We start from the raw sequence: 25,416 nt of genomic DNA, 5'->3' as shown, positions 1-25,416 counted from the left end.
CAGCGTCCCGCACCCGAACGCGAGTTCACCATGCGCTTCACGTCAACGTCGCGCGGCGCCCGCCTCGCCCGCCGGCTCGTCTCGCACCGCTTGAACGACTGGGGCCACGACTACACGACCCAGGTCAACGAGACGCTCACCCTCATCACGGCGGAACTCGCCGCTAATGCCGTACGTCACGGCCACGTCCCCGGCCGGGACTTCCACGTCCGGCTCACCCTGGCCGAGGGCACCTTCCGCATCGAGGTGACCGACACCCGCGCCGAGAAACAGCCTCCGACCAACCCCCCGGCCATCGACTCGCTTTCCGAGTCCGGCCGGGGCATGCTTCTGGTCGCCACCCTCGCGGACAACTGGGGCGTCAGCCCCCGCCGGACCGCCCCGGGCAAGACCGTGTGGGCCGAGTTGCACGCGCCGCCCCAAGGCCACCCGCTTACGCACCGGGTGGCCCCTGAACCGACGGATATCGATCTACTCCTGGCTACTGCTTCGCTGTTGCACGGCGTCCCCGGGTCGCGGCCGGGGGCCGCCAGGCGCGGAGGTCGTCGTCGGTGAGTCCGTGCTCGCCCTGCATCTGCTGGCGATAGCCGGCGAAGAAGTCCGCCGGGGAGCCGCTGTAGAGCATGTCGAACTCGTTGTGCCACTGGTACAACCACGGCTGGAGTTCCAGCAGGCCGGCGAGGAACGGGGTGATTTCCTCGGTGGACAGCGCGGTGTTGGTGAAGTACGTCGCCAGCGCTTGGGCCTGCTCGCGGTGGTCCCAGCCGGCCCAGCCGTAGAGGTCCGGAGTGGCGGCGTTGGTCTGCCCGTAGGAGATGAACCGCTCCTTGGGCACGTCCAGCTTGCCGCGTGCCCGCCAGTAGGAGGGGCGGAGGAAGTCGGCCGAGGTGTACTTCGGCGGCACGGGTATGGAGTCCCGGATCTTCCGCTTCGTCTGTTCGTCGGGCTCGGCGTCCTCCTTGCGCTGGAGGTCCCACACGTGCTCCCAGTCGGCGCGCTTCTTCAGGCCGGAGGGCTTGTAGCGCAGGGCGGCGAGGAACGGCACGTGCTCCTCGGTGATCAGCTCGGCGACGACCTTGGGCAGGTCCTTACGGGGCGCGTAGAGCTTGGCGACGGAGACGAAGTCCTCGTCACGGGAGAGGGCGTCGGTGAGGCGGGCCAGGGTGAGGATGGTGGGCTGGCCGTTCTCGTCGAACCAGAGCTCGCGCTTCTCCATCCGGTCGAGCAGCCAGGAGCGGAGGGCCTTCTCCTGGAGTGCGTCCCACCCCTCGGTGGCCCAGCGGCGCTTGTACTCGGGACGCTCGATCATACCGATGGCACGGTTCGACTCGATGGCGTCGATGCGCTTCTGGACGACCTCCCGGTAGGGGGCGGGCCAGTGAGCGGGGATCTCGGTGACAGGGGTGAACCGGTGATTGTAGTGCTCGAACCAGGTTGTGGTGACCTCGCCGCGTTCGATTTTGCGTGCCAGCACGATCGCGAAGGCACGCTCAGCGGGAGCGATCTCCGGGATCTCCTCGACGGGTGCTGTGATCTCCTCGTCCAAGAGTCCGTAGAGGGCATAGACCTGCCAGTCCAGCTCCTCCTGCAACGCGATCATCCGTGCTCGGGTGGATTCCCACTTCTCGCGCCCAGCGCGCAAGGCAGCCACAGTGGGTACAGCAACGGACACGATGGCGGAAGGAGCAGTAGAGGCAAGTTTTTGGGCAAGGCCATCCAGTGAGGCGCCGAGCTCTGCAGGGAATTCGACCGGGATCGGGAATTCTTCGAGCTTGGTTCCGGTGAACTCGAAACGGTGCTCCCACGGTTCGTCGGCGCCCGCCACATCCGCGCCGGGGCGCCCCTTGTCATGACTGACCTGCCGAAGCCAGAACCCAGCCGTGGAACTGTTGAGCAGCCCGAGCAACCGCAGGTGCTCCTCCTCACTCGCACCCTCCCGCAGCTTGATCACCGGCGCAGTTCGAATGAAACCGCTTAGATCGCGACGCAAAGTAAACTGGTTGTGCGTGGCAACGAAGGAGAAGGCGATCAAGAAGGGCGACCAATAACGCCTACGATTAAAGCTAGAGAATTCGAACCATGTCAGCCCTTGCTCTTCTTGCGTACCAGAAAGAGCCTTACGCCGACGAAGAAGCACGCGGTTGCGCCAGAGGATACGCTCAGTCGCATTATCGATCTGCGCAGTTTGCGTCGCGTCTTCATAGGGAAACAAAGTGCCGATGCCATCTTGGACACCCCATTCCCTGACGGACGCACCCCCATAGAACGGTCGAATGTGCCTGGTAGGGACGCCCAATCGCCGTGCGGCGGCCTCTCCAATCATGTAGGCATCGTCTTCTCGGGTTACAGCACAGAACCCAATGCTTTCTGCCTCAGACGAAAGTTTGGTTACTTGCGCGTCCTCGATTTTAGCGTTCAACTCCAGGCCGCCGTCAGTTAGAACCCAGGGCTGGCGCGCGAAGTATTGCATTCGATCGAGATCATCCACAGATACCCACTGACTCACAGAGCCAGGCTTGTCAATCTGTTCAATGATCGCCTGCCAGACCAATCCCTTTTCGGCATCCTTCGGCGCAGAGGGCTCGCCCTGCACACTGCGAACCGTACGAATCGCCGTCGATCGACCACTTCCAGCACGACGCTTGCCAATCAGGATGACCGTCGGTGTACCGTGACCGGGAATGTAGGCACCAGACGTGTCAATTACCTCGGTGAGCTCAATCTCGTGAGCGAAATAGTTTTCGATGAGCTTGGTACCGAACTCCCGCTTCATGAACGAATTTGCAGTGATCTGCCCGACCATACCGTAGCCGTTGCCATCAGCATCACCGCTCTTAGCCAACTCGAAGAACCGTTGAGCAAATGGCACCGACAGCGCATATTGCATAGCGCACGCATTGTACAAACCCTTGTACAATGAATTAAGCTGCTTATCTTTCACCGTGATGTATGGCGGATTGCCCACGACCACGTGATACCGCCCCTGCTGCAGGATACCAGGATGCTCTTGCATGTCCTCGGTGGCGTATGCGAAGGTAGCCAACTCATCGGCATCCTGGCCATCTAGGCCGTCAAAAAGGCCCATCTGGCGGGACTTAATTAGTGAATCACCGATCGCCAAATGCATCGGCCACTCGTACTTCGCCGCCTCCGCCAGCGTGCGAAGGTCACTCGCCGCCATAGCCGCAACCAGCAGCCGGAACCGGGCAATGGCCACCGCAAACGGGTTGATGTCCACTCCGTGCACCGAGTCCAGCGCGGCCCGCACCCGCTCGTGCACGTCCTTGCCCGGATGGCCCTCGGCCCACAGCCGCACCAGCCGCCGGAACGCCCCCAGCACGAAGTGCCCCGACCCGCACGTGGGGTCGATCATCTTCAGTTCCTCGTACCCGAACTCCCGCACCGCCGGGTTCATCGTGCGGTCGAGGATGAACTCCTCCACGAACTCCGGTGTCTGGAGCAGCGCGTACGTCTTCCGGGCGGATTCGCTCAGGTCCTGGTACAGGTCGCCCAGGAACCGGGTGTCCCAGCCCTCGGTGCCGTCCTCGTTCAGCGGGTCGGTGAAGTCGTGGACGAGGACGCCCGCCTCATCCCTCTGCCGCCAGAACTCGACCAGCTCGCGCGCACCGTCGTGCGAGAGCGGGATCTGGTAGAGCGGGTTGTGCCGTTTGTCGAAGAGGAGCCGGCCCGCCTGGCCCTGGCCCAACTCGTCGAAGGCCTTCTCCAGCCAGCCGCGGTAGGTCGGGTCCTCGTCCGACTCCACGTAGGCGTCGTACCGCGCCTCCGCCAGCTCGCGCCGGTCACCGTCCGGCCCGGTCAGGTAGGGCTCGGGGATCAGCCGGTTGTCCTCGCAGAACCGCACGAAGACCGTACCCAGCACCCACGCCACCGCGACCTGCGTGACCCGCTCGTCCAGCCACGAGTTCCAGGTCGCCGCCGTGCGCCCGAGCTTGCGGGCCCGGTCGTACTCGGTCCGCAGCCGGACCTCGACCTCGGATAATCCCTTCACCTGCTTGCCCAGGTCGGCCTCGACCGCCTTGACCTGCCGCTTCAGGTCGTCCAACAGTGCCTTGCGGTCGATCACTTCGCGTCCCCCTCGACACCACTCGCCACGTTCTCGCCGGACCCGCGGTGGCGGTTGCCCACCCACGTGTCCGGAAGCTGGATCCACTCCCCCAGGCCGGCCTGGTACGGCACGGCCACCTGCCCGAGCCTCGGCTCGCGTGAGGGGTCGCTCTGCGGGACCAGGAGCCACAGCCCCCGTCCGCCCCGCCGGGCCGCCGACGCCAGCCGGTCCAGGACGCCCATCGCGTCGTACCGGGCGAACGCTCCGGCCTCCGTCAGCAGCACCGGACCGCTGCCACCGTTGCCCAGCAGCTCGGCGATGTGGGGCTCGACCGAGCCCCACGCCGTGCGCGCGTACTCCGTGAACCGCACCGCGCCCTTCGAGCCCGGCTCGGCGGCGTCCGCCTTGAGCAGGGTCTCCCAGGTGGGCTTGGTGCCCGGCGTGACCTGTGCGCGCAGGGCGTCGAGGAACAGTTCGGTCACCGAGACCGCCTCCGCTCCCAGGCGCTCGCTGCGCAGCCCGTTCACGGCCTCCCGCACCGACCGCTGCCCCACTGTCAGCACCCGGAATCCGTCCCGGCGGGCCGAGGCGAGGAGCCGTTCCTCCGCGCGTACCGCGCCCGCGAGCTGCGGGTCGTCGGCGTACCGGGTCACCGCGCCCGTACGTGTCGAGTGCCGCCACACGCCTGTGGTGAGGTAGCTGGAGGCGTCGTCCACCCGCGTCGGCAGATAGCGGAGCGTGCCCGTGTCCTCGCGCGTGCCGAGCGACAGCTCGAAGCCCGCGTCGCGCAGGGCCTTGGTGAGCGGGCCGCCGGTCGGCAGCTCGTGGCTGGTGCCGCCGCGCCCGTCCGGGACGACCAGTTCGGGGAAGCGGGCGCGGACCCGCTCGTGTACGTCCTCGGCGGTCAGGCCGGGCTGGCGGCCCTCGGGTACGCCCGGGATCCAGCGGACCAGGCCGGCCTGGGTGAGGCGCAGTGCGCGGACGAGCGGCAGGTCGCGCGGGTAGATCTCCAGGCGCGGGGTGGCAGCGGCGTTCGCGGACGCGGCGGCGGCCAGTTCGACCATGCGCCGCTCGTCCCAGTCGATCGTGCCGGGCGGCACGGTCAGCGCGCCCAGTTCGGCCAGCACGGTGGCCGCCGTCGGCAGGGTGTCCAGTTTGGCGAGCCGGTCGGCCGTCCTGCCGAGGCGGGTGGCGTACTCCAGCAGGCCGGGGGCGGTCGGGGTGTCCGGGCCGTCGTTCTCGCGCACGTCGAGGGCGAGCAGGCCGGCGCCCAGCGACGCGTCGGTCGCCTTGCGGTTCGGCTGGTGCTGGAACTCGGCCTCCTGCGGCACCAGTTGCTCGGCCTCGACGACGGCCCGCACCGCCGCCAGGGCCATCGCGCGCCGCTGCTCGCGTCCGGCGAGGTGGGTGCCGCGCCGCACCGCGAGGGCGTCGGCGATCTCCACGGCGGAGGCGACGCGCCCCATGCCCACCAGCAGGTCGATGATCTCCTCGCGCAGCGCCCGGACGGCGGGCTCCGCCTTCCAGCGCTTGCGTTCCTCCTTGAGCATCTGCGGGATGCGGCCGTGGCTGAGGCCGAGCGCTTCGGCGACGTCCTTCTGCTTGGGCCAGACGCCGATGTCGGGCAGGGCGCCGTGCTCGTCGGGCAGGCGCAGCAGCAGCCGCACCATCTCCGCCTTGTTGCGGTTTGAGCCGTTGTTGTTGACGGCGGGCACGAAGACGGTGGCGAGGGTGTCGAGGCTGACCGAGCGCAGGGTGCGGGGGGACAGCGCGCCCGCCGGCCCGTCCGTCGCGAGCTGCCCGGTGAGGGCCGACTCGGCGGCGGTGAGCTGCTCCAGTTCCTCCTTGGCCTCCGCCCGCCCCTGCGGGGTGAGCGGTGAGACGGGGGCCTCGCGCAGTCGCTCGCCCCACTCGCGCTGCCGCCGCTGGACCTCGTTGCGGGTCTTGGCGCCGAGGCCGGGGGCGTTGACGAGCTTGCGGCGGCTGTAGTCCAGGAGTTCGCCGACCGTCGTGATGCCCAGGCCGTAGAGGAAGGACTGGGCGGCGGGGCTGAGGCCGGAGACGGTCAGCGGGGTGTCGAGGGCGGCCTCGGCGGCGAGGCGGTCGCGCTGCTGCTCGGCGGTCTCCGGCTCGGCGTCGGCGATCCCCGCGGCGGTGCCCTCGGCGGGCGCCCCCTGCCCGGTGGCCGCGACGGCCGGGTGGCGGGTGCGGTGGCTGGAGGGGACGGTCCGCGAGGCGTCGAGGAAGACCTTGCGCCAGGCGTCCCGCATCGGCTTCAGCTCGGGGTACCGCTTGGCCGCGTCGCGGTGCAGGGCCTTCTGGAAGAAGGCGACGAGTCCGTCCCGCACGGCCGGGTCGAACGCCTCGGCCGCTATGGTCGGGTACGGCCACTCCTTCGCGTCGGTCATGCGGGGCGGGACGCTGCCGTCGCCCCACTTGGGCAGCTCGCCGGAGGCCATCTGGTGGAGGGTGACGGCGACGGCGTACCGCTCGGCGTGCGAGTCGTAGGAGCCGCGCGTGATGACGTCGACGAAGGGGTCGAGGTAGCCCTCGGTGCCCGCGTCGGTGTTCTTCGCCGGGTAGCCGGCGAGCGAGAAGTCGATGAGGACGAGCTCGCGGGTGCGGTTGGGGCGGATGCGGACGGCGATGTTGTCCGGCTTGATGTCGCGGTGCCAGATGCCCTCGCCCTCCAGGAAGTCGACGGCGCCGAAGAGGTAGTCGCCGTACGCCTCCAATTGGTCGACCGGGAGGCGGCCGTGCTCGCGGAGCTGGCGGGCGACGGTCTCCTCGCGGCGGCGCGGGCGGCCCGTGCCCTCGGTGCCCTGGCCGGCGTCGTCGCGCTCGTCGCCGACGTACTCCAGCGCCAGGACGGTGCGGCCGCCGATGTGCAGCGGCTCGGGCTCGACGAGGCGGATGATGCCGGAGTGGGGGCGCAGGCGCCCCATGGCCTCGGCCTCGCGGACGAGGATCTCGCCGCGGCTGTCGGAGAGGGCGACCTTCAACACGGCCAGCGGGCGGGTCCTGCGGGCCTCGGCCTGAAGGTCGCGGACGAGGAAGGCGCGGCTGGTGGAACCGGTGCCCAGGCGGCGGCGGACCTCCCAGCGGCCGGCGAGCACGTCGCCGGCAACGGCCTCCAGCGGGTCCTTGTCGGCGGCCGTCTCCTCATCGCCCTGCCCGTCGGGGCCGGTGGCCGTCGCCGTGGCGGGGGCGGTCAGGGAATCCTCGACGACCTCCAGCAGCTCCAGGAACTCGTCGACGCTGGAGAGGCGCCGGCCGGGCCGGTAGGCGGTGGCGGCCTGCACCAGCTCGTCCACGTCCTCGGAGAGTCCGTCCACCAGGGAGCTGGGGCGCAGGCCCTCCCCCGCCTCCAGGCGGGCCAGCAGCTCGGCCTGGCCGGCGGCCGGCGCCTTGCCGGTCACCAGCAGGTAGGTGAGGACGCCCAGCCCGTACACGTCGAGGTAGACCGGGTCGGGGTTGAGGGCGGTGAGCTCGGGCGCGAGGTAAGGGTCGGCGTCGTCGGCCAGGTGCATCGCGGACAGCGCGGTGGGCGCGAACCGGGTCATGCCCTGGCCCTGCGAGGAGTCGCCGCTGCGCTGGGTGGCGATCTGCCAGTCGGAGATCTGCAATTGCGGGGTGAGCCAGGCGGCCTCCTCCCCGACGGCCCGGCCCTTGCCGCCGCGCGGCCGGGGGACGACGAGCACGGAGCGGGCGGCGAGCGCCCGGTGGTGGATGCGGCTGGCGTGCGCGGAGCGGACGGTCTCGGCGAGCTGGCGCACCAGCGCCATCCGGCCGAGGATGTCCAGCTTCTCGCCGTACTGGACCAGGTACTCGTCCAGCTTCAACGTGTGCGGGTGGTGGTCGAAGATCAGGGCGGGCCCGGCGGCGTGACCGGAGGGGAAGTACTGCTTGAGCTGGACGGCGCCCGGATGCCGGAAGCGGCCCAGCACGGCGGCCTCGCGGCGGGCGGCGTTCTCGACGGACCGGCGCAGGGAGGCGTCGGAGCCGCGCTCGCTGAGGTAGATCCGGACGCGCGCGGCCTCGGGCAGGTCGCTGTGGCGGGCGAGGTAGTCCGCCCAGGTGGGGCCGGAGTCGAATGACTTCCGCTCCAGCTCGTAGGGGCCGACCTTGTACTGCGCGTCGCTCTTGCGGATGCCGATGTTCTTCAGGGCCGCCGCGATCTCGCGGGAGCCGGTCGCGGTGATGCGGCGGCGCTCGTCGCGCGGGGGCTGCTTGAGCATCTCGACCAGCTCGTCGACGGTGTGGACGCCGTTCCGGTCGTGGGCGGGCAGCCGTACGCGCAGGCCGTCGTCCGTGAAGCAGACGGCCTCGGCGACCCACACCCGCTTGCCGCCGGTCTGCGCGAGCAGGCCGGCCAGCTCCTTGGCCTTGCGGTTGACCAGGTGCAGCGGGTTGCCGTGGGTGCGGCGCCGGCCGCCGGGCGTGGTCTGCACCCAGGTGCCGTTCTCGGAGGTGACCGAGCCGTGCCAGTCCTTCAGCTCGACCATGCACACGCCGCCGGGCGCGACGACCAGCAGGTCGACCTCGCGGACGTGACCGGTGTTCGCGGTGAAGGTGAAGTTGGACCAGGCCCGCCAGGGGTCGGCGTCCGGTAACCGCTCCCGGATCGCCTCCAAGCCGCGTCGTTCGTGATCGAACTCGGACTCGGTGACCGTGACCCACCGGCCTTCCCGCATGTGCCGTCCCCGCCTGTCGATCCACTCGCTCGGCCTGCCGGCGATCACTCACCGTGGGCAGGCCAACGCGCCCCTGAATCATGCTAGTTGATGATCTGACAAAGAGTGAACAAGCGCGGACGGGCTCCGCAGGGAGGGCCGGCTCTCTCCGCGGACCCCTGCGTCGGCGGACCTCAGCGGGCGGTGTGGGTGAGGAAGTTCGTCCAGGCGGCCGGGGAGACGGAGAGGATGGGACCGTCCTGCTCCTTGGAGTCGCGGACATACACGGTCTCCGGCCGGTACGCGACCTCAAGGGCTACCGGGGCGTCGGCCGCACGGTCCGCACCCCGTGCTGGGGGCGGTGGGAGACTCTTTCCACCGGTCAACAGGCGGTCAACCGGTCCCACGCGAAGATCCGCGCCCTCGTCGAGCAGGCCATGGCCACCCTCAAGTCCTGGCGCCTCCTGCGCAGGCTCCGGTGCTCGACCACCCGCATCACCGGCCTCGTTCAGGCCGTCCTCACCCTGCATCTGGCTAGCTCAGAACGATGATGGAAAAGCCTCACTGCCAACTGTCCTGCTGACCCGCCCGGTTCAGCCGTGGATGGTGGCGAGCCAGTCGGTCAGCACTCTGTTGACCTCGTCGGGGCGTTCCTGCTGGATCCAGTGGCCGCAGCCGTCCAGGATGTGGGAGGCGGACAGGGCGGGGAGGGTGGTGGGGTAGGCGTCGATGGCGTCGGCCATCCAGGTGGTGGAGGCGTCCAGTGCGCCGCCGATGAACAAGGCGGGCTGCGTGATCGGGGCTCCGCGGTGGGAGGCGAGGTCTTCCCAGTCGCGGTCCATATTGCGATAGCGGTTCAGGGCGCCGGTCAGGCCGGTGCGCTCGAACTCTCCGGCGTAGACGTCGAGGTCTTCCTCGCTCAGCCAGGCCGGGAGCGGGCCGGCAGGGAAACGGTCGCGCAGCCGGCCGCCGTGGGCGACGAAGTGCGGGTCGGGCTCGCCCTTGGGGGGCATGGTGTCGGCGGACAGGGCCGCGTAGAAGCCTGCGAGCCAGCCCCGGACGTCGGGCTCGATCTCCGTCTCGGCGCGGCCGGGCTTCTGGAAGTAGGAGACATAGAACTCCTGCTCGGGGCCGCCGATCTGGCCGAAGACGTCGGTGGGCCGGGGGCCACCGGGTGGCGCGTAGGGGACGCTCAGCAGGCCGACGGCCCGGAAGACCTCGGGGCGGAGCAGGGCGGAGGTGGCGGCGATGTTGGAGCCCCAGTCGTGGCCGATGACGACCGCGTTCTCCTCGCCGAGGGCACGGACGACGGCGACGTTGTCCTCCACCAGGTCGAGCATCCGGTAGGCATCGGTCACGGCGGGCTTGGAGGAGCGGCCGTAGCCGCGTACGTCGATCGCCACCGCCCGGTATCCGGCTTCGGCGAGGGCCGGGAGTTGGTGGCGCCAGGAGTACCAGGACTCGGGGAAGCCGTGCACGAGCAGGACCAGCGGACCGGTGCCCTGCTCGACCAGGTGCAGGCGCCCTGCAGGGGCCTCGACGGTGCGGTGGCGGAGTACGGGGGCTGGCTCGGATCTCATGGGAACTTCTCCTCGGTTCGCGGACGGTCGGCGGTTACCTGTCGATCATGCGGCGCGGCGGCCACTCGGCGCGATCAGCGTTGCCATCCTGGCAAACTTGCAGGCAGGGTGATGCAACGGCACGGCGGAGAGGAACAGCGACAGTGGCAGAGGACGACGTGGCCCAGATGCTGGCGGCAATGGGGTCCCGGCTGCGGGCCGTGCGCGAGCGCCGTGGCGTCACACTCGCCGATGTCAGCCGCGCGACCGGCATCTCGTCCAGCACCCTGTCGCGGACCGAGACGGGTCGGCGCAAGCCCACCCTGGAGGTGTTGCTGCAGCTGGCGAAGGAATACGAAATTTCCCTCGACGAGCTGGCCGGCACCGCACCCGCTCCTGCCGCCGAGCCCCGCAGTACGGCGCCGCACAGCTTCGGCGACGACAAGGCGGTGTTGCCGCTGACCCGGTACGTCGGCGGCCTGCACGCCCACAAGCATCTCCTGCCTGCCGTCGCGGAGCCGCCAGGGCGGCCCCGACAGGTGTCCCACGAGGGCTACGAGTGGCTGTGCGTCCTGTACGGGCGGCTGTGGCTCGCACTCGGCAGCCAGGACCTCGTCCTGACTGCCGGAGAAGTCGTTGAGTTCGACACCCGCATCCCCCATGGAGTCGCGAACGCTGGATCCGACGGACCGGCCGAGTATCTGATCATGTTCGGGCCTCAGGGAGAACGTCTACGGCCGCGTACCCCTCCAGCAGCTGGTCGCGGAACTGATGATGGAAAGGCTTCATTGAGCATCACCGCCCGCGCGTACGCCTCCGTCTGAAGCAGGCCGGGCACCACCCGGCACTCGTACGTGCACAGGCTCACCGCCGTCGCCTCCAGTTGCGCCCACAGCCGGAACCACGACGCCAACCCCGGTTGGCGCGTGATGTGCCGCGCCGCCGCCCGCAGCACGCCGAAGGCGTCCAGGGCCTCCTCCGCCCGCTCCACGAGATCGTCCGGCGGCAGCCGCCGGCCCTGCTCGACCGAAGCGACGAAGTGCGGTGAGTAGCAGACCAGCGGCGCGAGTTGCTCCTGGGTGAGCGATACCCGCTCGCGGAACGTCTTCAGAACGGCCCCGAAGACCTTGAGGCTGTCGGACGTCCCCGGTCCGGGACTGCTGCTCGCCATGGGCGACCCCCTCATCGCGCCTGCCTGACTTGTCGTACGGCTCAACGAGCCGGGGAGACCGTGGTGCTCGTACGCTGCGGGGCCCGACTCGTACGGAGCGCCCCGGGCGGGCCGCGGTCATGGCGTGCGGCGCGGCGGCCCCGCCACGGTGGGCGCATGACGCATTCAGCAGACGCCGTGGACACCGTGAGCACCACGGGCGCCGGGGTGCCGCTCGCCGGAGACGTGTTCGCGGTGCGGTTCAGCTCCACCCACCGCGGCGCACGCCTCGCCCGCCTCCTCACCGCCGAGCAGCTCGACGCCTGGGGCGTCCCGTACGGCAGCGGGCCCGCGGAAGCCGCGGCACTGGTCGTGGCCGAACTGACCGCGAACGCGGTGGTGCACGGGCGCGTACCGGGCCGGGACTTCGAGGTGCGGCTGACGCTGGACGGCGGCGTGCTGCGCATCGCCGTCTCCGACGCGCGGGGCGAGCGGCTTCCGGTCGTCACCGAGGTGGCGGAGGACGGGGAGTCGGGGCGCGGCCTGCACCTGGTCACCGCCCTCGCCACCGCCTGGGGCACCGAACCGCGCCCGCCGTCGGGCAAGACGGTCCGGGTCGGGATTCCCCTACTCGACCGCCCGGCGACGGAAAGCGGAAAACGGAAACGGTGATTCCGAATACTGCCCAGGTGGCCGAACTCCGCTTCCATTCCTCGTTCGTACGCAGCGAATCGTCGACATTTCCACCAGATCCCGTGCTGTAAACTGCTTTCGCGCCGCGCGCCTTCCCGGAGGGTACGAGGGCGGAGTTCACGAACCACTTCCAGGCCGTGAGCACGGGACGACGGATCCACCATGGACCTCACCTCGCGTGAGGGCGGATGCCCCGGTGGGGCAACCCCTGTCGCACCACTTTCACGCCGAGGAGTGGTCCTGTATGAACCCTGTCGAGTACAAGCCCGCGCGCCGTGGTTGGATCCGTGAGGTCCTGGTCGGCACCGTCGCCGGAATCGTTTCCGGTCTCGCGCTGGACGCGCTGGCGGCGGCAGCGCACCGGCTCTTCTGAGCCGGACGGGCGGCGGGCCCGGGAGCCCACCGCCCCTCACTTGGTCGAGGCGGTTCCGCGACCGGGCCCCTCCCCATCAGAACAGTTTTCCCTGCCGTCCCCGGCTCTTCTTGCCCTTCTTTCCCGATGTGCGATTCCCCCCGCTGCGTTTGGGGCGCCTCTGGTGCGGAACGCGTGCCTCTATCGGAAGGTTGCCCCATGTGGGACGGAGGCCGTCGAGTCGGACCTCGCCCACGAGTTTCTTCAGATAGGCCCTCGTCTCCTCGTCCGTGGAGTAGAGCACCGTCGCACGGCTCGCCCGGGTCAACAGCACGTGGTAGGCATGGCGGACGCACCGCTCGAACTCGTCGTCGTCCAGACTGGCGGTGTTCACCTTCGGATCCTGGGAGCCGGGCACCACAACCCTCCTGAGTCCCGTCTCGTCCTTCCGGGCCCTCCCGCGCTGGAACACCCACCGGTCCCCGCGGCGCACCATGTCGTCACCCATGATCACGCCACACCAGTCCCACTCGAGGCCCTGCGCCGTGTACACGCAGCCGATCTGGCCGATCCCGTTCGGGTGCACCGACCAGATGGCGGAGGGGGGAACCGTGCCTCCCTCACAGTACTTCTCCTCCTTGGCATTCCAAGGGCGGCGCCAATCCCCGATGTGAACATCGGGCTCGAGCCTCAACTCGTCGCCCTGCGGTTCGTTCCAGGGCCAACAGAAACCGGCGACCATACGCGCCGACGCACCGGCAGCGGCTTCCGCCCGGATGATCCGCTCCATTTCCTCCGGGGTGTCGACGGTCTCAACGTGCATCAGCCCGTCCGGCACCCACTCCCTCGGCCTCTGCCCCGACAGCCCCAGAAGGCCGTGCACCCAACTCAGGTAGGCATCGCTGCCACCACATCTGAACTGCTCCCGCAGGTGATACCTCCGGAGCATGGCCCCATAGCGCTCCGCGGCGTCCTCGATCAGCTTCGCCGTGCCCACCTCGTCGGGCCTGAGGGACTGCCCCTCGTCCAGGAAGAAGACCGTCAATCGCGATGCGTCCAACAGCTCGTCCACCTGGGGCTTCTTCCCCCATTTCTCCTGTGGCCAGAACCGATTGGTGGAACGTGCCCGGATTCGGTGCGCTTCGTCGCAGATCAGCACGTCCAGCGGCGGCTCAGGCGGGGTGACGAAGCCGCTGAAGTAGGCGAAGCTCTCCTTGAACTCCCTGTCACCGTAGCCCACGTGTTCCTGCATGGCGCTGTTGAAAGCGCGCGAGCCGCTCGCGTATTTGACGCTCCGCCCTTCGGCTTCGAAACGCGCCTTGAGTTCGAGGCCGATCGCGCTCTTCCCGGTGCCGGCACCACCGGTCACCAGGAAGACGGCTCGCTCCGGGTTGTCGACGAGGGCCGCCTGCTCCGGGGGGTCGAGAACCTGAGACGCGAATTTGATCGCGTCTTCCACCACGTCCCTCTGCTCGCCGCGCAGTGTGAACACGGTGTCCTCACCACGCGAATTGATCATGGCGTCCAGCAGGGGTGTGTTCCGCAGGTTCATCTGTTGCAGCAGTATCTCGGCTTCCGAGGCGCCGCCGTCCTCCGCGAAGTACCGGCGCATGTCCCGCAGGAGCTGTTCCCGGCCGTCTTTGGTGTAAGTACGGGAGTACGCCCCGGGCGGCACGGTGATGTCGAACAACGGCTTCACCGACTCGTCGGACGCGTTGTGCAGGTAGGCGAAACCGCCGCACTCGAAGGAGAGCCCATTCAGCGGTCCCTTGTCACCGATGAAGAGATGGTAGTACTCGCGCAGTTGCACGACCGGGTGCTTCTTCTCCTCCTTGTCCTCCCCCATCCCCGGCACACGGACCAGCTCGGCCGTGGCTTCCTCCACCCTGGTCACGGTCGACCAACGCTTCAGCTCGACGAGTTGGACCGAGATGCGCCCGTTCCCCGGATGGCGGCCGACCAGGACCACGTCGATGAGGCGGGGCCCACCGGGACGGTCGTCCTCTTCGGTCGTCGCCGCGCATTCGACGACCATCTCCACATTGCCCCGGCCGGCCGCCATCAGATCCTCGGCCAGGGTGACCAGACTCTCCGCCCACGCCGAGCTTTCGCCCTCCGACACTTCGCTGCCCCGGAAGTGCTTCCACCTCGCGGCGAGGTGGGGCACCATTCTGCGCCGTTCGTTCAGAGCGAGCAGGTCCCTGGCCGAGAGCTTCAGCAGAAGCATGGACACGAGGTGGTTCCCCCAGAACACGAGTGGTCTCGTGCGGGTGGGGGCGTGTCCTGTCCGAGGAAGCCCGTCGGGCCGCATTTCGGTATGTACGAGTGGCGTCAGGCGACCGGCCTCACGTGGGGCTACCGGCACCTTTTCGGTCACGGCGGCTGTGGCCGGCCCGGCAGGGTCACTCGACGGAGCGACCCTGCCGCAGGGTCACACCGCGGCCACCGCTCGCTCCTCTCCGACTCCGATCAGCTCCCGCAGCTTCCGCTGCGTCTCGGGATCGGTGGAGTGGACGACGGTGCCGACCATGCCCCGGGTCAGCAGCACCTTGTAGGTGTTGCGGATCAGGCGGTCCACGTCGGCGTCCGGGGTGGACTTCTTGAACACCGGGTCCTTGGAGGCCGTGCGGTCCGTCACCCACCGGTCGCCCCGCCAGACCAGGTCCGGGCCGATGATGACGCCCGACCAGTCGTACTCGAAGCCCTGCGCCGTGTAGACGCAGCCGACCTGGCCGAAGCCCGCCGGATCGGTGGCCCACAGCGCGGACGGGGGCGCGCCGGAGACCGATCGGTCGCCGCGCAGGTTCCAGGGACGGGCCCAGTCGCCGATCACCACGTCCAACGGGAGCGGTTCGCCGGGCTTGGGTTCCGGCGACCACTTCCAGCAGTAGCCGGCGGACATCCGGGCGCCGTAGCCCTGGGCACGACGCTCCTCGAGGAACGCCTCCATCTCCTGAGGGCTGTCGGCGACAAGGAGCCGCATCCGGTCGTCGGGCTCCCAGACCACCGGGCCACCCGGCTCCAGGCCGAGGAGCCGCACCACCCAGCGCAGGTAGGCGTCGCTGCCGCCGCAGCGGAACTGGCTGTCCAGGGGCACGACGTGGCAGGCGAGGTTCCTCCTGGCCGCGGCCGCCTTGATCTCGGCGACGGTGCCCATCTCACCGGGCCGCACCACCTGGTGTTCGTCGAGGAGGAAGACGGGGACACGGGCGACATCGATGAGCTCGTCGACCTGCGGTTTTCCGGTGCGGTGTTCGGCCCTGGTGTAGCGGTTGGCGGAGGTCTCGCGGATGCGGTGGGCCTCGTCACAGATCAGGACGTCGAGGGAGTTCCTCTCGGCCGTCATGAAGCTGTTGAAATACTTGAAGAGATCCTGCACCTCTCGTTTGCGGGCGCCCGCCACCTTCCGCATGGTCTTGGTGAACGACTGGGAGCCGGTGGCGTGCAGCGTGGGGACACCCTGCCGGTACAGCTCGCCGAGCAGGGAGAGCGCGATGACGCTCTTGCCGGTGCCGGGCCCGCCGGTGACGATCACGACCTCCTTGTGGTCGGATCGCTTGGCCCTGCGGACTGCGTTGAGCACCATCCGGTACGCGACCTGCTGCTCGTCGAGGAGCACGAACTGTTCACGCTCACGGACCTCCTGGGCCGCGACGGCCATCAACTGCCGGGAGGGAACGGTCCTGCCCGCGAGGAGTTCATCGGCCGCGCGGGCACCGGAGTGCTCGTGACTCAGCCTGCTGCGGAGGTAGTCGATGAACTCCCCACGCCGTCCGGCGGTGTAGAGCTGCCCCTGACCGTCGGTCTCGATCTCACGCAGGCCGTTGACACCGAACTCGGTGGCGTTGTGGAGGTAGGCGACACCACTGAGGCGATCCGGGTGCTGGGCGACCGCGCCGTTGAAATTGGCGAGGTACCGGCAGTAGCGGCGGACCTGTTCGACGGGATTGAGGACCGGACGGGCGTATGTGTCGACATGGCACAGTGTCGGGTCGTCCTCGTCCGGAGTGGCCTGTCCCCACTGCTTCAGTTCCACCACGACGTACGACGGCTCTCCGGTAGCCGGATGCACTCCGGCCAGTACGGCGTCGGCACGCTTGCTGTTCAGCGGCAGCGCGTACTCGAGCATGACCTCCACGTTGCCGAGGCCCGCGTCGTTGAGCGCGGCGGCCAAGGCCGGGATGCTTCGCTCCCAGGAACGGATCTCGGAGAGGCCGGGACGGTGCCCGTGCGCATGGACGAACTGCTCGGTGAGACGCAGGAAGAGCGAGCTGTCGAACGCCATGACGGCAACCGTTTCGGCGGACTCGCGGAACAGCAAGACATGCCCCCAGGCAGCACGAAAGGACTCGTGCGGGTGGGGGCATGTCCTTCGGAACTCCACGGGGTGGAGCGGAAGCCCGTCGGGCCGCGATGACTATGTGCTCAAGGGTACTTGCGCGGGAGGACCATGGTGGAGTTTTAAGCCGGGCCCGGGGAACCAGGGTGCACTCCGAGCAGCCGTCGGGCCCGGTTCCGTATCGAGCGGGTCCGCGTTGGGGAAACTTGTCCGCTTCAGCCGTCGGGGCGCGCCGGGAGGCCCAGCAGGCTTTCCGTGGTTCCCGCCTCGGGGGGCAGGGCGTCGAGGGCGTCGAGGATCCGCCGCTCCTCGAAGGAGAAGTGGGATTCGAGGATGGCGGCCAGGCCGTCCAGTTCGCCCATCACCCGCCGGGCCTCGGCCTCGTCCGGCTCGTCCGGGATGCCGTCGAGCAATCGCTCCAGGTCGTGCAGGAGGCCGCTCACCAACCGGTGGTCCTCCTCCAGTTTGACGATGACGGGACGGAGATCGGGGAACCGGCGGGCCAGGTGCAAAAACGCTCCGGTGTCCTCGCCGGTGTGGTGCCTCGTCAGCGCGGAACAGAAAGCCAGACAGTGCGCCTTGAGCTGTCGCGGACGGCCGGCGCGCCCGTTCAGGTGGGCGTCGACGTCCGCACGGAGGCGCTCCAGCTCCGCGCGGAGCCCGGTGTGGATCTCGACCAGTTCGTCACCGAGCGCCCTGAGCCGGTCGCCCGGTCCGGTGGGGTCTCCCATGGCCGCCACGTTACCCATCGGCGGCGGGGTTTTCGACGGGCGCCGAGCGGGCGCTTCGGAGCTGGCGGTTCTTGCCGCCGTCCCACGACGCCGTCCCACCGCGCCGTCCCACCGCGCCCGAGACGGGCCACCGTGCGACCGCGCACGCCCCTTTTCCGGGCACGGAGCGGGCGGCGTGATGCGGCGCGAACGATGCCCATGGCAACGAACAAGCCCGGGCCTCTCGCCACGAAAAGGGCTCCGCAACGCGAGCCGAAGGGCCGATTCCAGGGGCCCCGATGGACGGGTAAAGCTTTCCGGAAAGCTTTACCCGTCCGTTTCCCCGAATGACCCGAGCGACACGAATGCGTCGGTGAGGCAGGAGAGGATCCGGGCCGGATCAGATATCGTGGTCCCACGGTTGACGCCTCGTGAAAGCCGTAATCCCTCGGCGGGACTGCTCGCGAGTACATCAGGCCAGGAATCCCCGCACCGGAAAATCGGATAACCGGCGCATACACGGACCGACCGAATGGCGAATTCCCCGCTTCAGAGGCGTTCCGAACAACCGACACCATGGCGTCGGCACGGATTTCACGAAGCCGCCGCTCCGAACGCGGCGCATCGCAGGCACCACCGAGGGGAGCACATCGTGAAACTGCGCAAAGCCCTGGGACTGGTCACCGCCTCCGTGGCGCTGGTCGCCACCCACCTGCTGACCGGCAGCGCCTCGGCCGCCCCCGCCGCCGACGACTACGTCGCCCCCGACGGGACCCGGGTGACCGCCGCCCAGGCGACCCAACTCGAGGAGAGGGTCCAGGACTACCTGGGCGAGCACCCCGAGGCGAGTCGGGTCTCGGGGAACAAGCTGAGGATCCCGGGCGGCACCGTCACCCTCGCCGTTCCCGGCTCGACCGTGGACGCCTCGGCCATCAGCTGCTCGTCCGGGTGGCTCTGCATCCAGGACGCCTACGGAGACCGCTACAACTACTACTACTGCGGCTACTACGACTTCTGGGGCCTCGGCGACGGGGTGTTCAACAACAACCAGACCTGGGGGACCGTCGCCCGGTTCTACAACAGGGACCACAGCCTCCGCTGGACGAACACCGCCAAGGACACCGGCACCGCCTCGTGGACGCCGGTGTACCACATCCGGCCGTGCTGACCCCGTAGTACCGCACCGCTCCACACGACGGACCTCGCCGTTCCGGCGGGGTCCGTCGTCCTGTCCGCCCCCGTCGGTCCCGCGGGTGCGGCCGGTGATGTCTCCGCGTTCCACACGTGTGCGGATGTTCCCGTGCCCACAGTTCCCCCGGTCGTTCTTCGATGGCCACCCGACTCGACAACGACGGTTCATATGACTCGATTACTGCCATACGGCGACTTCTTCGGTTCTTCCACCGGTCGTGGATACATCGGAGTGTCGGGAGTGACAAGCGAGCTCTCCCGGGGTGCCACCGATCAGCCGCATACGACAACCCTTGTCCGGCTTCCGAAATGACGTGAAAGAGCATCCCCTCAAAGTCCACCGGAACGCTACGGTTGTGGCATTTCCGCCGATCGGAGCGGCCGGTCATCGGAGCCGGCCAGAGGGGTGGTGGCTGTGGACAGGCCGTGGGAAGCCGATCCTGCGACGAGGTTCCGAAGGAGACTGGGGAAGGCGCCCCAGGAGTTAGGGGTGACGACCGACACCCCCGACTGCCCCGACATCTGGGAGCTCGACAACGGGGACATCGCCGTCATCGGGCGGGACCTCACGGAATCACTCGGAAAGCACCTCCCCGCCGGCGTGTCGATCGGCTCCGACGAACGGCTGGTGATTGTCCCCAGGAGCATGATGATCGCGGCGAAGCCGGACATTCCCCAAGCTTGACCCGTTCCTGGGAAGCCATACGGACCGCCTCGACCGGAAGAGCACCACGAGGACTTCTGCCGCGTCCTCGAGAATTTGACGGGACCGGCCGGCTCGCCGCCGTCGGACTCGGAGCGTCACCGTCCTGATCCCGTGTCGCCCCGCGCCCGGCCGGGTACGGGGCGACACGGGGCGGGCGCGGTCCTCAGGGGCGGGCGTGGCCCGTCCAGCGGTCCAGCCAGGTGAAGGCGGCATCCTGCATGGCGGGGGTGAAGGCGTGCCCCACGCCCGGTCGGACCTCGGTGTGCAGCCGGTCGTCGGCCCGGTGGGCGCGCCAGACGGCCCGCATCGTGCGGTACGCCGTCTCCACTCCGGCGGCGGTGAACAGCGGGTCGTCCTCGCCCCCGGTGAAGAACAGCGGCTTGGGGGCGGCGATGCTCGCCACGTCGGGGATGTCCAGGTGGCGCGACAGGCCCGGGTGGAGCATGAAGTAGGCGGACTGGCCGCGCAGGGTGTTGCCGCCCGGCACCATCAGCTCCTTCAGTCCCGTCATCCAGCAGGCGGCCACCGCCGCGCGGACGTGGTCGGAGAGCGCGGCCACCTGCCAGGCCCGGAAGCCGCCCATCGAGAAGCCCAGCGCCGCGACCCGCTCCCCGTCCACCTCGGGCAGGGAGGCGAGGAAGGCGGCGGCGCGCTGGTCCTCGCGGGCCACCAGGCCGGCCGGCGAGGAGCCGAGGTGGAACAGGTTGCTCGCCAGGGCCTGTTGCCCCTCGTAGCCGAGTCCGGAACGGTCGCCCCAGCCCGGGGCGTCGACGGCGAGCACGACGTGGCCGCGCCGGGCGAGTTCGTCGCCCACGAAGCGCCCGCCGAAACACCTGTCGGCCCAGGCGCGCGCCGAGGAGAGCTTCGCCGCGTCGTACCAGGGGCGGACGAGTTTCTCCTTGCCGATGTCGAACCTCGCGCCGTGGTCGTGGAGCAGGAGCACCGCGGGGAACGGGCCGCGCCCCTCGGGCAGCAGCATCGTCGCCCGTACCCGGCTGTACCGCGTCACGTCGAACAGGACGATCCGGCGGCGACACCCCTGCCCCGGCCGTTCGTCGACCACCTCCGCGTGGAACGGGGTGTCGTCGGGCGGGTGGAGGAGGTGGGCCTCGACCGTGGCGCGGGCGGTGCGGCGCCAGGTGGGGAGGTCGCGGATGGGGGAGGCGCCCCAGGCGAGCGGGAAGGTCAGGTCGGCCTTGAGGCGTTCGTGGCAGGCCGGGAGGTGGTCGTCCAGCACGCCCGGGGACTCGAAGTCCGCGGCTTCGGACTCCGGGGGCCCGGAGGAGGTCACGGGCGGGCGTCCAGGCGGTGCAGCAGGGCGCCGTCCGGACCGAAGACGTCCATCAGGTACCCCCGGCCGAGCGGGAGCCCTTCCGTCTCCGCGAGGAAGGTGACGACGGATCCCTTCAGCTCCTGGAAGCGCTCGTCGTCCCGGTTCGGGTCGTGGGTGCGGACGACGAGCAGGGGGGCGCCGTCCGGACCGGGTTCGCGGTGGAGGGCGTACACGTCCTCGTCGCCGCCGGCGTTCCGGTAGCGCTCGGCCCGTGCCTCCGCTTCCGCCGGCGCGGCGGTGCTCGTCGCCGTGGGGCCGGCGGAGGTCTGCGGCGGGGCGTCGGAACCGGTGCAGGCGGTCAGCGCGGCGGCGCAGAGCGGCAGTACCAGGGCGACCGCGCGCCCCACCCGGTGTTCTGTGGTCACCGTCCGTGCTCCCCTCCGTACCGACGTGGCCCGATCGTACTGCGGACGGACGCCGCGTCCCGCACGGGGAGGTGACGGCCCCTCGGCGTACGGGCACGCCGCGGTCGGCCGGCGGCCCGACGGCGGTGGTGGGGCCGCCGGGCCGGGCCGGACTCATCCGCCGTAGGCGGCCTCGATGTCCTCGATGACCTTCTCCATGGCGTACGGGCCCGAGCTGCTGCTCCACACCTGGCCGTCGACGCCGCTGACCGCGTCGTTCCGCACCGCTTCCAGCCGGGTGAAGGACTTCTGCCGCTCGGCGGCCTCCAGCGCCTTCTCGCCCTCGGCGTTGAGGGTGGCGACGAAGAGGTGGTCGGCGTCGATCCGGTCGAGGTTCTCCAGGGAGAGCGGGTCCGAGTGGGGCGAGTCCAGGTCCTCGGCGATCGGCATGAGCGAGGCGCCGGCCTCCTCCAGCAGGCGGCTGGGCATGTTGGCGCCGTTCATCACCATGGGGCCGGCGGGCATCCAGCGCACCACCACGGCCGTGCCCACGTCGTCGCCGCCGGCGGCGTCGGCGGCGCGTTCCAGGAGGGCGTCGAACTTCTCGGCGAACGCCTCCTTCCGCCCCAGGGCGTCGGCGTAGGTCTCCAGCGGCTGCTTCCAGTCGTCGCTCTTCGGGACGACGGTGGGCGCGACGGCCTTGAGGGCCTCGTACTGGGACTTCTCCAGGTTGGGCCCGGTGAGGATCAGATCGGGCTCGGTCTTGAGGATGGCCTCGATGTTGGGCTCCTTGACGGTGGCGACCAGCGGGACGGACGCCGCCTTCTCGCCCAGGTAGCCGGGGGCGGTGTCCGCGCCGCGGGCGCTGCTGGTGCCGACCGGCTCGATGCCGAGGTACAGGGCGGTGTCCAGGGGGGTGTCACCGAGAGCGACGACGCGTTGGGGGTCGGCGGGGACCTCCACCGTGCCGAAGGCCGTCTCCACGGAGCGGTCGGCCCGCTTCCCGTCGTTCCCGCCCTCGTCTCCGGAAGCCGATCCTCCGCATGCGCTCAATCCCATGATCAGCAAAGACGCCGTCAGGGCCTGGGATACTCTTCCGATTCCGGGCAGGGTGAAGTCGGGCATGACGAGCCTCCTGGTGGGGATGGTGCCGACGAATGAGCTTAGGCTAACCTAACTCATGTATCGACCACCGAGAAGGTGCCATGTGACGTTCCGTAATGTTCTGCTGCGCGGCCTGCTCCCCGCCGCCGGTCTGTTGGCGGTCACCGCGGTGGCCGGTCTGCTCGTCGGCGCCGGTGACGTCGGACCCGCCCGCGCCGCCGCCGTGCTTCTCGGCGGCGACGATCCCGACGCCCGCTTCACCGTGCTGCACCTGCGCCTGCCGCGCACCGCCGTGGGGATCGCGGTCGGCGCCGCCCTCGGAGTGGCCGGCGCCGTCCTGCAGGCCACCGCCCGCAACCCACTGGCCGAGCCCGGCCTGCTCGGGGTGAGTGCCGGAGCCTCCTTCGCGGTGGTCCTGGCGATCGTGCTCGGGGCGAGCGCCACCACCGTGGGTCCCTACGTCGCCGTGCTCGGCGCGGCGGTCGGCTGCCTGCTCGCCCTGGGCGCCGCCCGGTTGCGGGGGGCGGGCGACGATCCGGTCCGACTGGTGCTGGCCGGTGCGGCGTTCAGCGGCATGGTGGGCGCGGCCTCCTCGGTGCTGTTGCTGGTCAACCAGCGGGCCTCGGACGAGATCCGGTTCTGGACGGTGGGATCGGTCGTCGGACGCGGCACCGAGGAACTCCTCGCCGTCCTGCCCGTCCTGCTGGTCGGGGTGGCCGCGGCCGTCGCGGTGAGCCCCGCCCTGTCGGCGCTCACCCTCGGGGACGACGTGGCCACCGGACTCGGCCACCGTCCGCACCGGGTGCGCGCCGTGGCCGTCGCCTCCGTCGCCCTGCTGGTCGGCGGGGCCACCGCGGTCGCCGGCCCGGTGGCCTTCGTCGGACTGGTGGTGCCCTTCGCGGCGCGGGCCCTGGTCGGTCCGGACCTCAGGCGGCTGCTGGCCGTGTCGGTGCTGCTGGGACCGTCCGTGGTCCTGCTCGCCGACGTCGTCTCGCGTCTGGTCGTCCGCCCCTACGAGATGCCGCTGGGCGTGATGACCGCGCTGTTCGGCGCACCGGTCCTGGTCGCCGTCGTCCGTTCGTCGAGGTTGCCCGCGCTGTGAGGAATCCATCGGAAACGTCACCGAAGGCACGGCCGGAGGCTCCCGAGGGAGGCCCCGCGGGCACCGTCCCCGCCGCGGCGTCCGTGCCGCGGCCCCGGGCGCCGCGGGAGACGGTCGTCCCGTCCCCGCCCGCCGCGCCGCCGGGCACGGTCCGTCTGGCCGCCGGGGGGCTGTCCGTCCTCGTGTCCCGCGGGCCGCTGCTCGCCGGGGTCGCGCTCACGGCCGTTCTGGTCGCGGTGGTCGCGGTGTGCCTGTCCGTCGGCGATGTCGCCGTGGCACCGCTCGACGCCCTGCGCGCGGCGGTGCTGGGCACCGGCAGCCCGCGCGACCTGCTGGTCGTGACGGAGCTGCGGATGCCTCGGGTCGAGGCCGGCGTCGCGGTCGGCGCGGCCCTGGGAGCGGCCGGCTGCCTGATGCAGACGCTCTCGGGGAACCGGCTGGCCACCCCGGACACGGTGGGACTGAACAACGGCGCGACCGCGTTCGCCGTCGCCGGCGTCGTCGCCGGCCCCACCAGCGTGTTGCCGCCGGCGACGGCCCTGACCGGCGCGGCCACCGCCGCCGCGCTCACCCTCGCCCTCAGCGGCGGGGTCGGGCAGCGCGGCTACCGGTTCCTGGTGGTGGGGTTGGGGGTCGGCGCGGTCTTCGGCGCGGCGACGAACCTGATCCTGTCCCGGGCGGAGATCGACGCGGCGAACGCGGCGTTCGCCTGGACCGTGGGCACCCTCAACGGACGTTCGCAGCCGGCGGTGACGGTGCTGGAGGTGGGGTTGCTGGTCTGCCTGCCGCTCGCGGTGGTCCTGGCGCGCGGGTTGAACGCGCTGCGCTTCTCCGACGCCGTCGCCACCGTGCTGGGCGAGCGGGTGCGGCCCCTGCGGGTGGCGGTGCTGCTCACCTCCGTCGTCTGCGCGGGTCTGGCCGTGGCCGTCGCCGGCCCGGTCGGCATGATCGCCCTGGCCGCGCCCGAGGCCGCCCGGCGCCTGACCGGCCCCGGACCCGTTCCCGTCCTGACCTCCGCGCTCGCCGGCGCCGTCCTCACCCTGTCGGCCGACCTCGTCGGTCGGACCGTCATGGCGCCGTTGGAGATTCCCGTGGGTCTGGTCACCGCCGTCGTCGGCGGCCCGTACCTGCTGTGGCTGTTGCTCACCACCCGTACCAGGAGGACCCCGTGAACGCCCCGCACAACCGGAACGCCGGAAACGCCCGGGGCGACCGGAACGTCCCGACCGCCCCGAACGCGGCCGTGGCCACCGCGACCGACGCGGAGGCCGAGGCCCACCGGCTGCGGGCCCGGTCCCTCACCCTCGCCCACGGACGCGTCCCCGTCGTGCGGGGGTTGGACGTCGAGCTGCCGCCTCGGCGGGTCACCGCGATCGTCGGGCCCAACGGCTGCGGCAAGTCCACGCTGCTCGGCGGCCTCGCGCGGCTCATGGCACCGCACGAGGGCGCGGTGTTGCTGGACGGCCGGGAGCTCGCCTCGATCCCCACCCGGGAGGTGGCCCGCACGATCGGTCTGCTGCCGCAGTCGGCCACCGCCCCGGACGGGCTGACCGTGCGCGACCTGGTGCGCTACGGCCGCCGGCCGCACCAGGGGCTGCTGCGCCAGTGGTCGAGGGCGGACGCCGACGCGGTGGAGGGGGCGCTGGAGGCGGCGGACCTGGGGGAGCTGGCGGACCGGCCGCTGGAGACGCTCTCCGGGGGGCAGCGGCAGCGCGCCTGGATCGCGATGGCGGTGGCGCAGGACACCGCCATCCTGATGTTGGACGAGCCGACCTCGGCCCTCGACATCGGTCACCAGTTGGAGGTCCTGGAGACGGTCCGCTCCCTGGCCGCCCGGGGGCGCACGGTGGTGCTCGTCCTGCACGACCTGACCACGGCCTGTCGGTACGCCGACCACCTGCTGGCGATGTCGGAGGGGAGGATCGTCGCGCAGGGCGCCCCGGCCGAGATCATGACCACCGACCTGGTGCGCACCCTGTACGGGGTGGAGAGCGTCATCCTGACCGATCCCGTCCACGGCACCCCGGTGGTGTGTCCCACGGCCCTGACGGCGGGCCCGGCAGCGGAGCGGGCGGGCCGGAAGGCGTCCTGACG

At 70.3% G+C, this 25,416-nt stretch carries 19 protein-coding genes and 2 pseudogenes; 10 read left to right on the top strand and 11 right to left on the bottom strand.

What is annotated here, in order from left to right; genetic code table 11:
• The first annotated feature begins 30 nt into the window (after nucleotides 1-30).
• On the top strand, nucleotides 31-555 hold the full coding sequence (locus F0L17_RS21665; protein ID WP_155073983.1) for an ATP-binding protein: 525 nt from the start codon (nucleotides 31-33) through the stop codon (nucleotides 553-555).
• Here the strand turns inward: F0L17_RS21665 and pglX are convergent.
• The 3 genes from pglX to F0L17_RS28370 form a co-directional block, all read right to left on the bottom strand.
• Entirely contained in the window at nucleotides 482-4,084 is a 3,603-nt protein-coding gene (pglX, locus tag F0L17_RS21660) for a BREX-2 system adenine-specific DNA-methyltransferase PglX (RefSeq protein ID WP_162466533.1), read from the bottom strand. The genes F0L17_RS21665 and pglX overlap by 74 nt on opposite strands.
• Nucleotides 4,081-8,760, bottom strand: a complete 4,680-nt coding sequence (gene pglW / locus F0L17_RS21655; RefSeq protein ID WP_155072365.1) for a BREX system serine/threonine kinase PglW — start codon at nucleotides 8,758-8,760, stop codon at nucleotides 4,081-4,083. The genes pglX and pglW overlap by 4 nt, the downstream gene beginning before the upstream one ends.
• Before the next feature lie 173 nt (nucleotides 8,761-8,933).
• Nucleotides 8,934-9,026 carry a DUF397 domain-containing protein gene (locus F0L17_RS28370; RefSeq protein ID WP_338018167.1) on the bottom strand — a complete coding sequence of 31 codons (93 nt, stop codon included), beginning with the start codon at nucleotides 9,024-9,026 and terminating at the stop codon, nucleotides 8,934-8,936.
• Nucleotides 9,027-9,050: 24 nt separating this feature from the next.
• On the opposite strand from F0L17_RS28370, the pseudogene F0L17_RS21645 reads away from it, so the two are divergent.
• A pseudogene (locus F0L17_RS21645) lies at nucleotides 9,051-9,290 on the top strand (transposase family protein); the annotation flags it as partial.
• A gap of 42 nt (nucleotides 9,291-9,332) precedes the next feature.
• Here the strand turns inward: F0L17_RS21645 and F0L17_RS21640 are convergent.
• Entirely contained in the window at nucleotides 9,333-10,319 is a 987-nt protein-coding gene (locus tag F0L17_RS21640; protein WP_155072364.1) for an alpha/beta fold hydrolase, read from the bottom strand.
• Between the two features lie 143 nt (nucleotides 10,320-10,462).
• Between F0L17_RS21640 and F0L17_RS21635 the strand changes: the two genes are divergently transcribed.
• Nucleotides 10,463-11,122 carry a helix-turn-helix domain-containing protein gene (locus F0L17_RS21635; RefSeq protein ID WP_162466532.1) on the top strand — a complete coding sequence of 220 codons (660 nt, stop codon included), beginning with the start codon at nucleotides 10,463-10,465 and terminating at the stop codon, nucleotides 11,120-11,122.
• Here the strand turns inward: F0L17_RS21635 and F0L17_RS21630 are convergent.
• Nucleotides 11,074-11,409: pseudogene (locus tag F0L17_RS21630) on the bottom strand (helix-turn-helix domain-containing protein); the annotation flags it as partial. The gene F0L17_RS21635 and the pseudogene F0L17_RS21630 overlap by 49 nt on opposite strands.
• A 216-nt stretch (nucleotides 11,410-11,625) precedes the next feature.
• Here F0L17_RS21630 and F0L17_RS21625 point away from each other — a divergent pair.
• Nucleotides 11,626-12,120 carry an ATP-binding protein gene (locus tag F0L17_RS21625; protein ID WP_155072362.1) on the top strand — a complete coding sequence of 165 codons (495 nt, stop codon included), beginning with the start codon at nucleotides 11,626-11,628 and terminating at the stop codon, nucleotides 12,118-12,120.
• A 265-nt stretch (nucleotides 12,121-12,385) separates the two neighbouring features.
• Nucleotides 12,386-12,514, top strand: coding sequence for a DUF6408 family protein (locus F0L17_RS27760; protein ID WP_238419523.1), 129 nt, complete (start codon nucleotides 12,386-12,388; stop codon nucleotides 12,512-12,514).
• Between the two features lie 76 nt (nucleotides 12,515-12,590).
• Here F0L17_RS27760 and F0L17_RS21620 read toward each other — a convergent pair whose 3' ends face one another.
• The 3 genes from F0L17_RS21620 to F0L17_RS21610 all read right to left on the bottom strand — a co-directional run bounded on the left by F0L17_RS21620 (nucleotide 12,591) and on the right by F0L17_RS21610 (nucleotide 17,563).
• On the bottom strand, nucleotides 12,591-14,720 hold the full coding sequence (locus F0L17_RS21620) for a DUF2075 domain-containing protein (RefSeq protein ID WP_162466531.1): 2,130 nt from the start codon (nucleotides 14,718-14,720) through the stop codon (nucleotides 12,591-12,593).
• Nucleotides 14,721-14,924: 204 nt separating this feature from the next.
• Entirely contained in the window at nucleotides 14,925-16,814 is a 1,890-nt protein-coding gene (locus tag F0L17_RS21615; RefSeq protein WP_155072361.1) for a DUF2075 domain-containing protein, read from the bottom strand.
• Between the two features lie 233 nt (nucleotides 16,815-17,047).
• Entirely contained in the window at nucleotides 17,048-17,563 is a 516-nt protein-coding gene (locus F0L17_RS21610; protein WP_155072360.1) for a hemerythrin domain-containing protein, read from the bottom strand.
• Nucleotides 17,564-18,194: 631 nt separating this feature from the next.
• Between F0L17_RS21610 and F0L17_RS21605 the strand changes: the two genes are divergently transcribed.
• Both F0L17_RS21605 and F0L17_RS21600 read left to right on the top strand, forming a co-directional pair.
• A complete protein-coding gene (locus F0L17_RS21605; RefSeq protein ID WP_162466530.1) occupies nucleotides 18,195-18,710 on the top strand; it encodes a hypothetical protein in 516 nt (171 codons plus the stop codon).
• A gap of 438 nt (nucleotides 18,711-19,148) precedes the next feature.
• Nucleotides 19,149-19,418 (top strand): hypothetical protein, encoded by a 270-nt coding sequence (locus F0L17_RS21600; RefSeq protein ID WP_162466876.1) that lies wholly within the window; start codon nucleotides 19,149-19,151, stop codon nucleotides 19,416-19,418.
• A gap of 184 nt (nucleotides 19,419-19,602) precedes the next feature.
• Here F0L17_RS21600 and F0L17_RS27755 read toward each other — a convergent pair whose 3' ends face one another.
• The 3 genes from F0L17_RS27755 to F0L17_RS21585 form a co-directional block, all read right to left on the bottom strand.
• Complete coding sequence (locus tag F0L17_RS27755; RefSeq protein WP_162466529.1) at nucleotides 19,603-20,730, bottom strand: dienelactone hydrolase family protein; 1,128 nt, start codon at nucleotides 20,728-20,730, stop codon at nucleotides 19,603-19,605.
• The gene (locus tag F0L17_RS27750) at nucleotides 20,727-21,137 is read right to left on the bottom strand and encodes a hypothetical protein (protein WP_155072359.1); all 411 of its coding nucleotides are present in this window, start codon (nucleotides 21,135-21,137) and stop codon (nucleotides 20,727-20,729) included. The genes F0L17_RS27755 and F0L17_RS27750 overlap by 4 nt, the downstream gene beginning before the upstream one ends.
• A 153-nt stretch (nucleotides 21,138-21,290) precedes the next feature.
• Nucleotides 21,291-22,241 carry an ABC transporter substrate-binding protein gene (locus tag F0L17_RS21585; protein WP_155072358.1) on the bottom strand — a complete coding sequence of 317 codons (951 nt, stop codon included), beginning with the start codon at nucleotides 22,239-22,241 and terminating at the stop codon, nucleotides 21,291-21,293.
• Between the two features lie 82 nt (nucleotides 22,242-22,323).
• On the opposite strand from F0L17_RS21585, the gene F0L17_RS21580 reads away from it, so the two are divergent.
• Genes F0L17_RS21580 through F0L17_RS21570 form a run of 3 tightly spaced genes read left to right on the top strand, consistent with a single transcriptional unit; the run spans nucleotide 22,324 to nucleotide 25,414 of the window.
• Nucleotides 22,324-23,322 carry an iron chelate uptake ABC transporter family permease subunit gene (locus F0L17_RS21580; RefSeq protein ID WP_202917906.1) on the top strand — a complete coding sequence of 333 codons (999 nt, stop codon included), beginning with the start codon at nucleotides 22,324-22,326 and terminating at the stop codon, nucleotides 23,320-23,322.
• Nucleotides 23,319-24,494: an iron chelate uptake ABC transporter family permease subunit gene (locus F0L17_RS21575; protein WP_202917905.1), complete on the top strand. Its 1,176-nt coding sequence runs from the start codon at nucleotides 23,319-23,321 to the stop codon at nucleotides 24,492-24,494. The genes F0L17_RS21580 and F0L17_RS21575 overlap by 4 nt, the downstream gene beginning before the upstream one ends.
• Nucleotides 24,491-25,414, top strand: coding sequence for an ABC transporter ATP-binding protein (locus tag F0L17_RS21570; RefSeq protein ID WP_420802442.1), 924 nt, complete (start codon nucleotides 24,491-24,493; stop codon nucleotides 25,412-25,414). The genes F0L17_RS21575 and F0L17_RS21570 overlap by 4 nt, the downstream gene beginning before the upstream one ends.
• The last annotated feature ends 2 nt before the right edge of the window (nucleotides 25,415-25,416 follow it).

This window comes from Streptomyces taklimakanensis (assembly GCF_009709575.1).
Taxonomy (GTDB): domain Bacteria; phylum Actinomycetota; class Actinomycetes; order Streptomycetales; family Streptomycetaceae; genus Streptomyces; species Streptomyces taklimakanensis.
The sequence above is the reverse complement of the archived record's forward strand: the minus strand, read 5'-3'. Positions and strand labels throughout refer to the sequence as shown.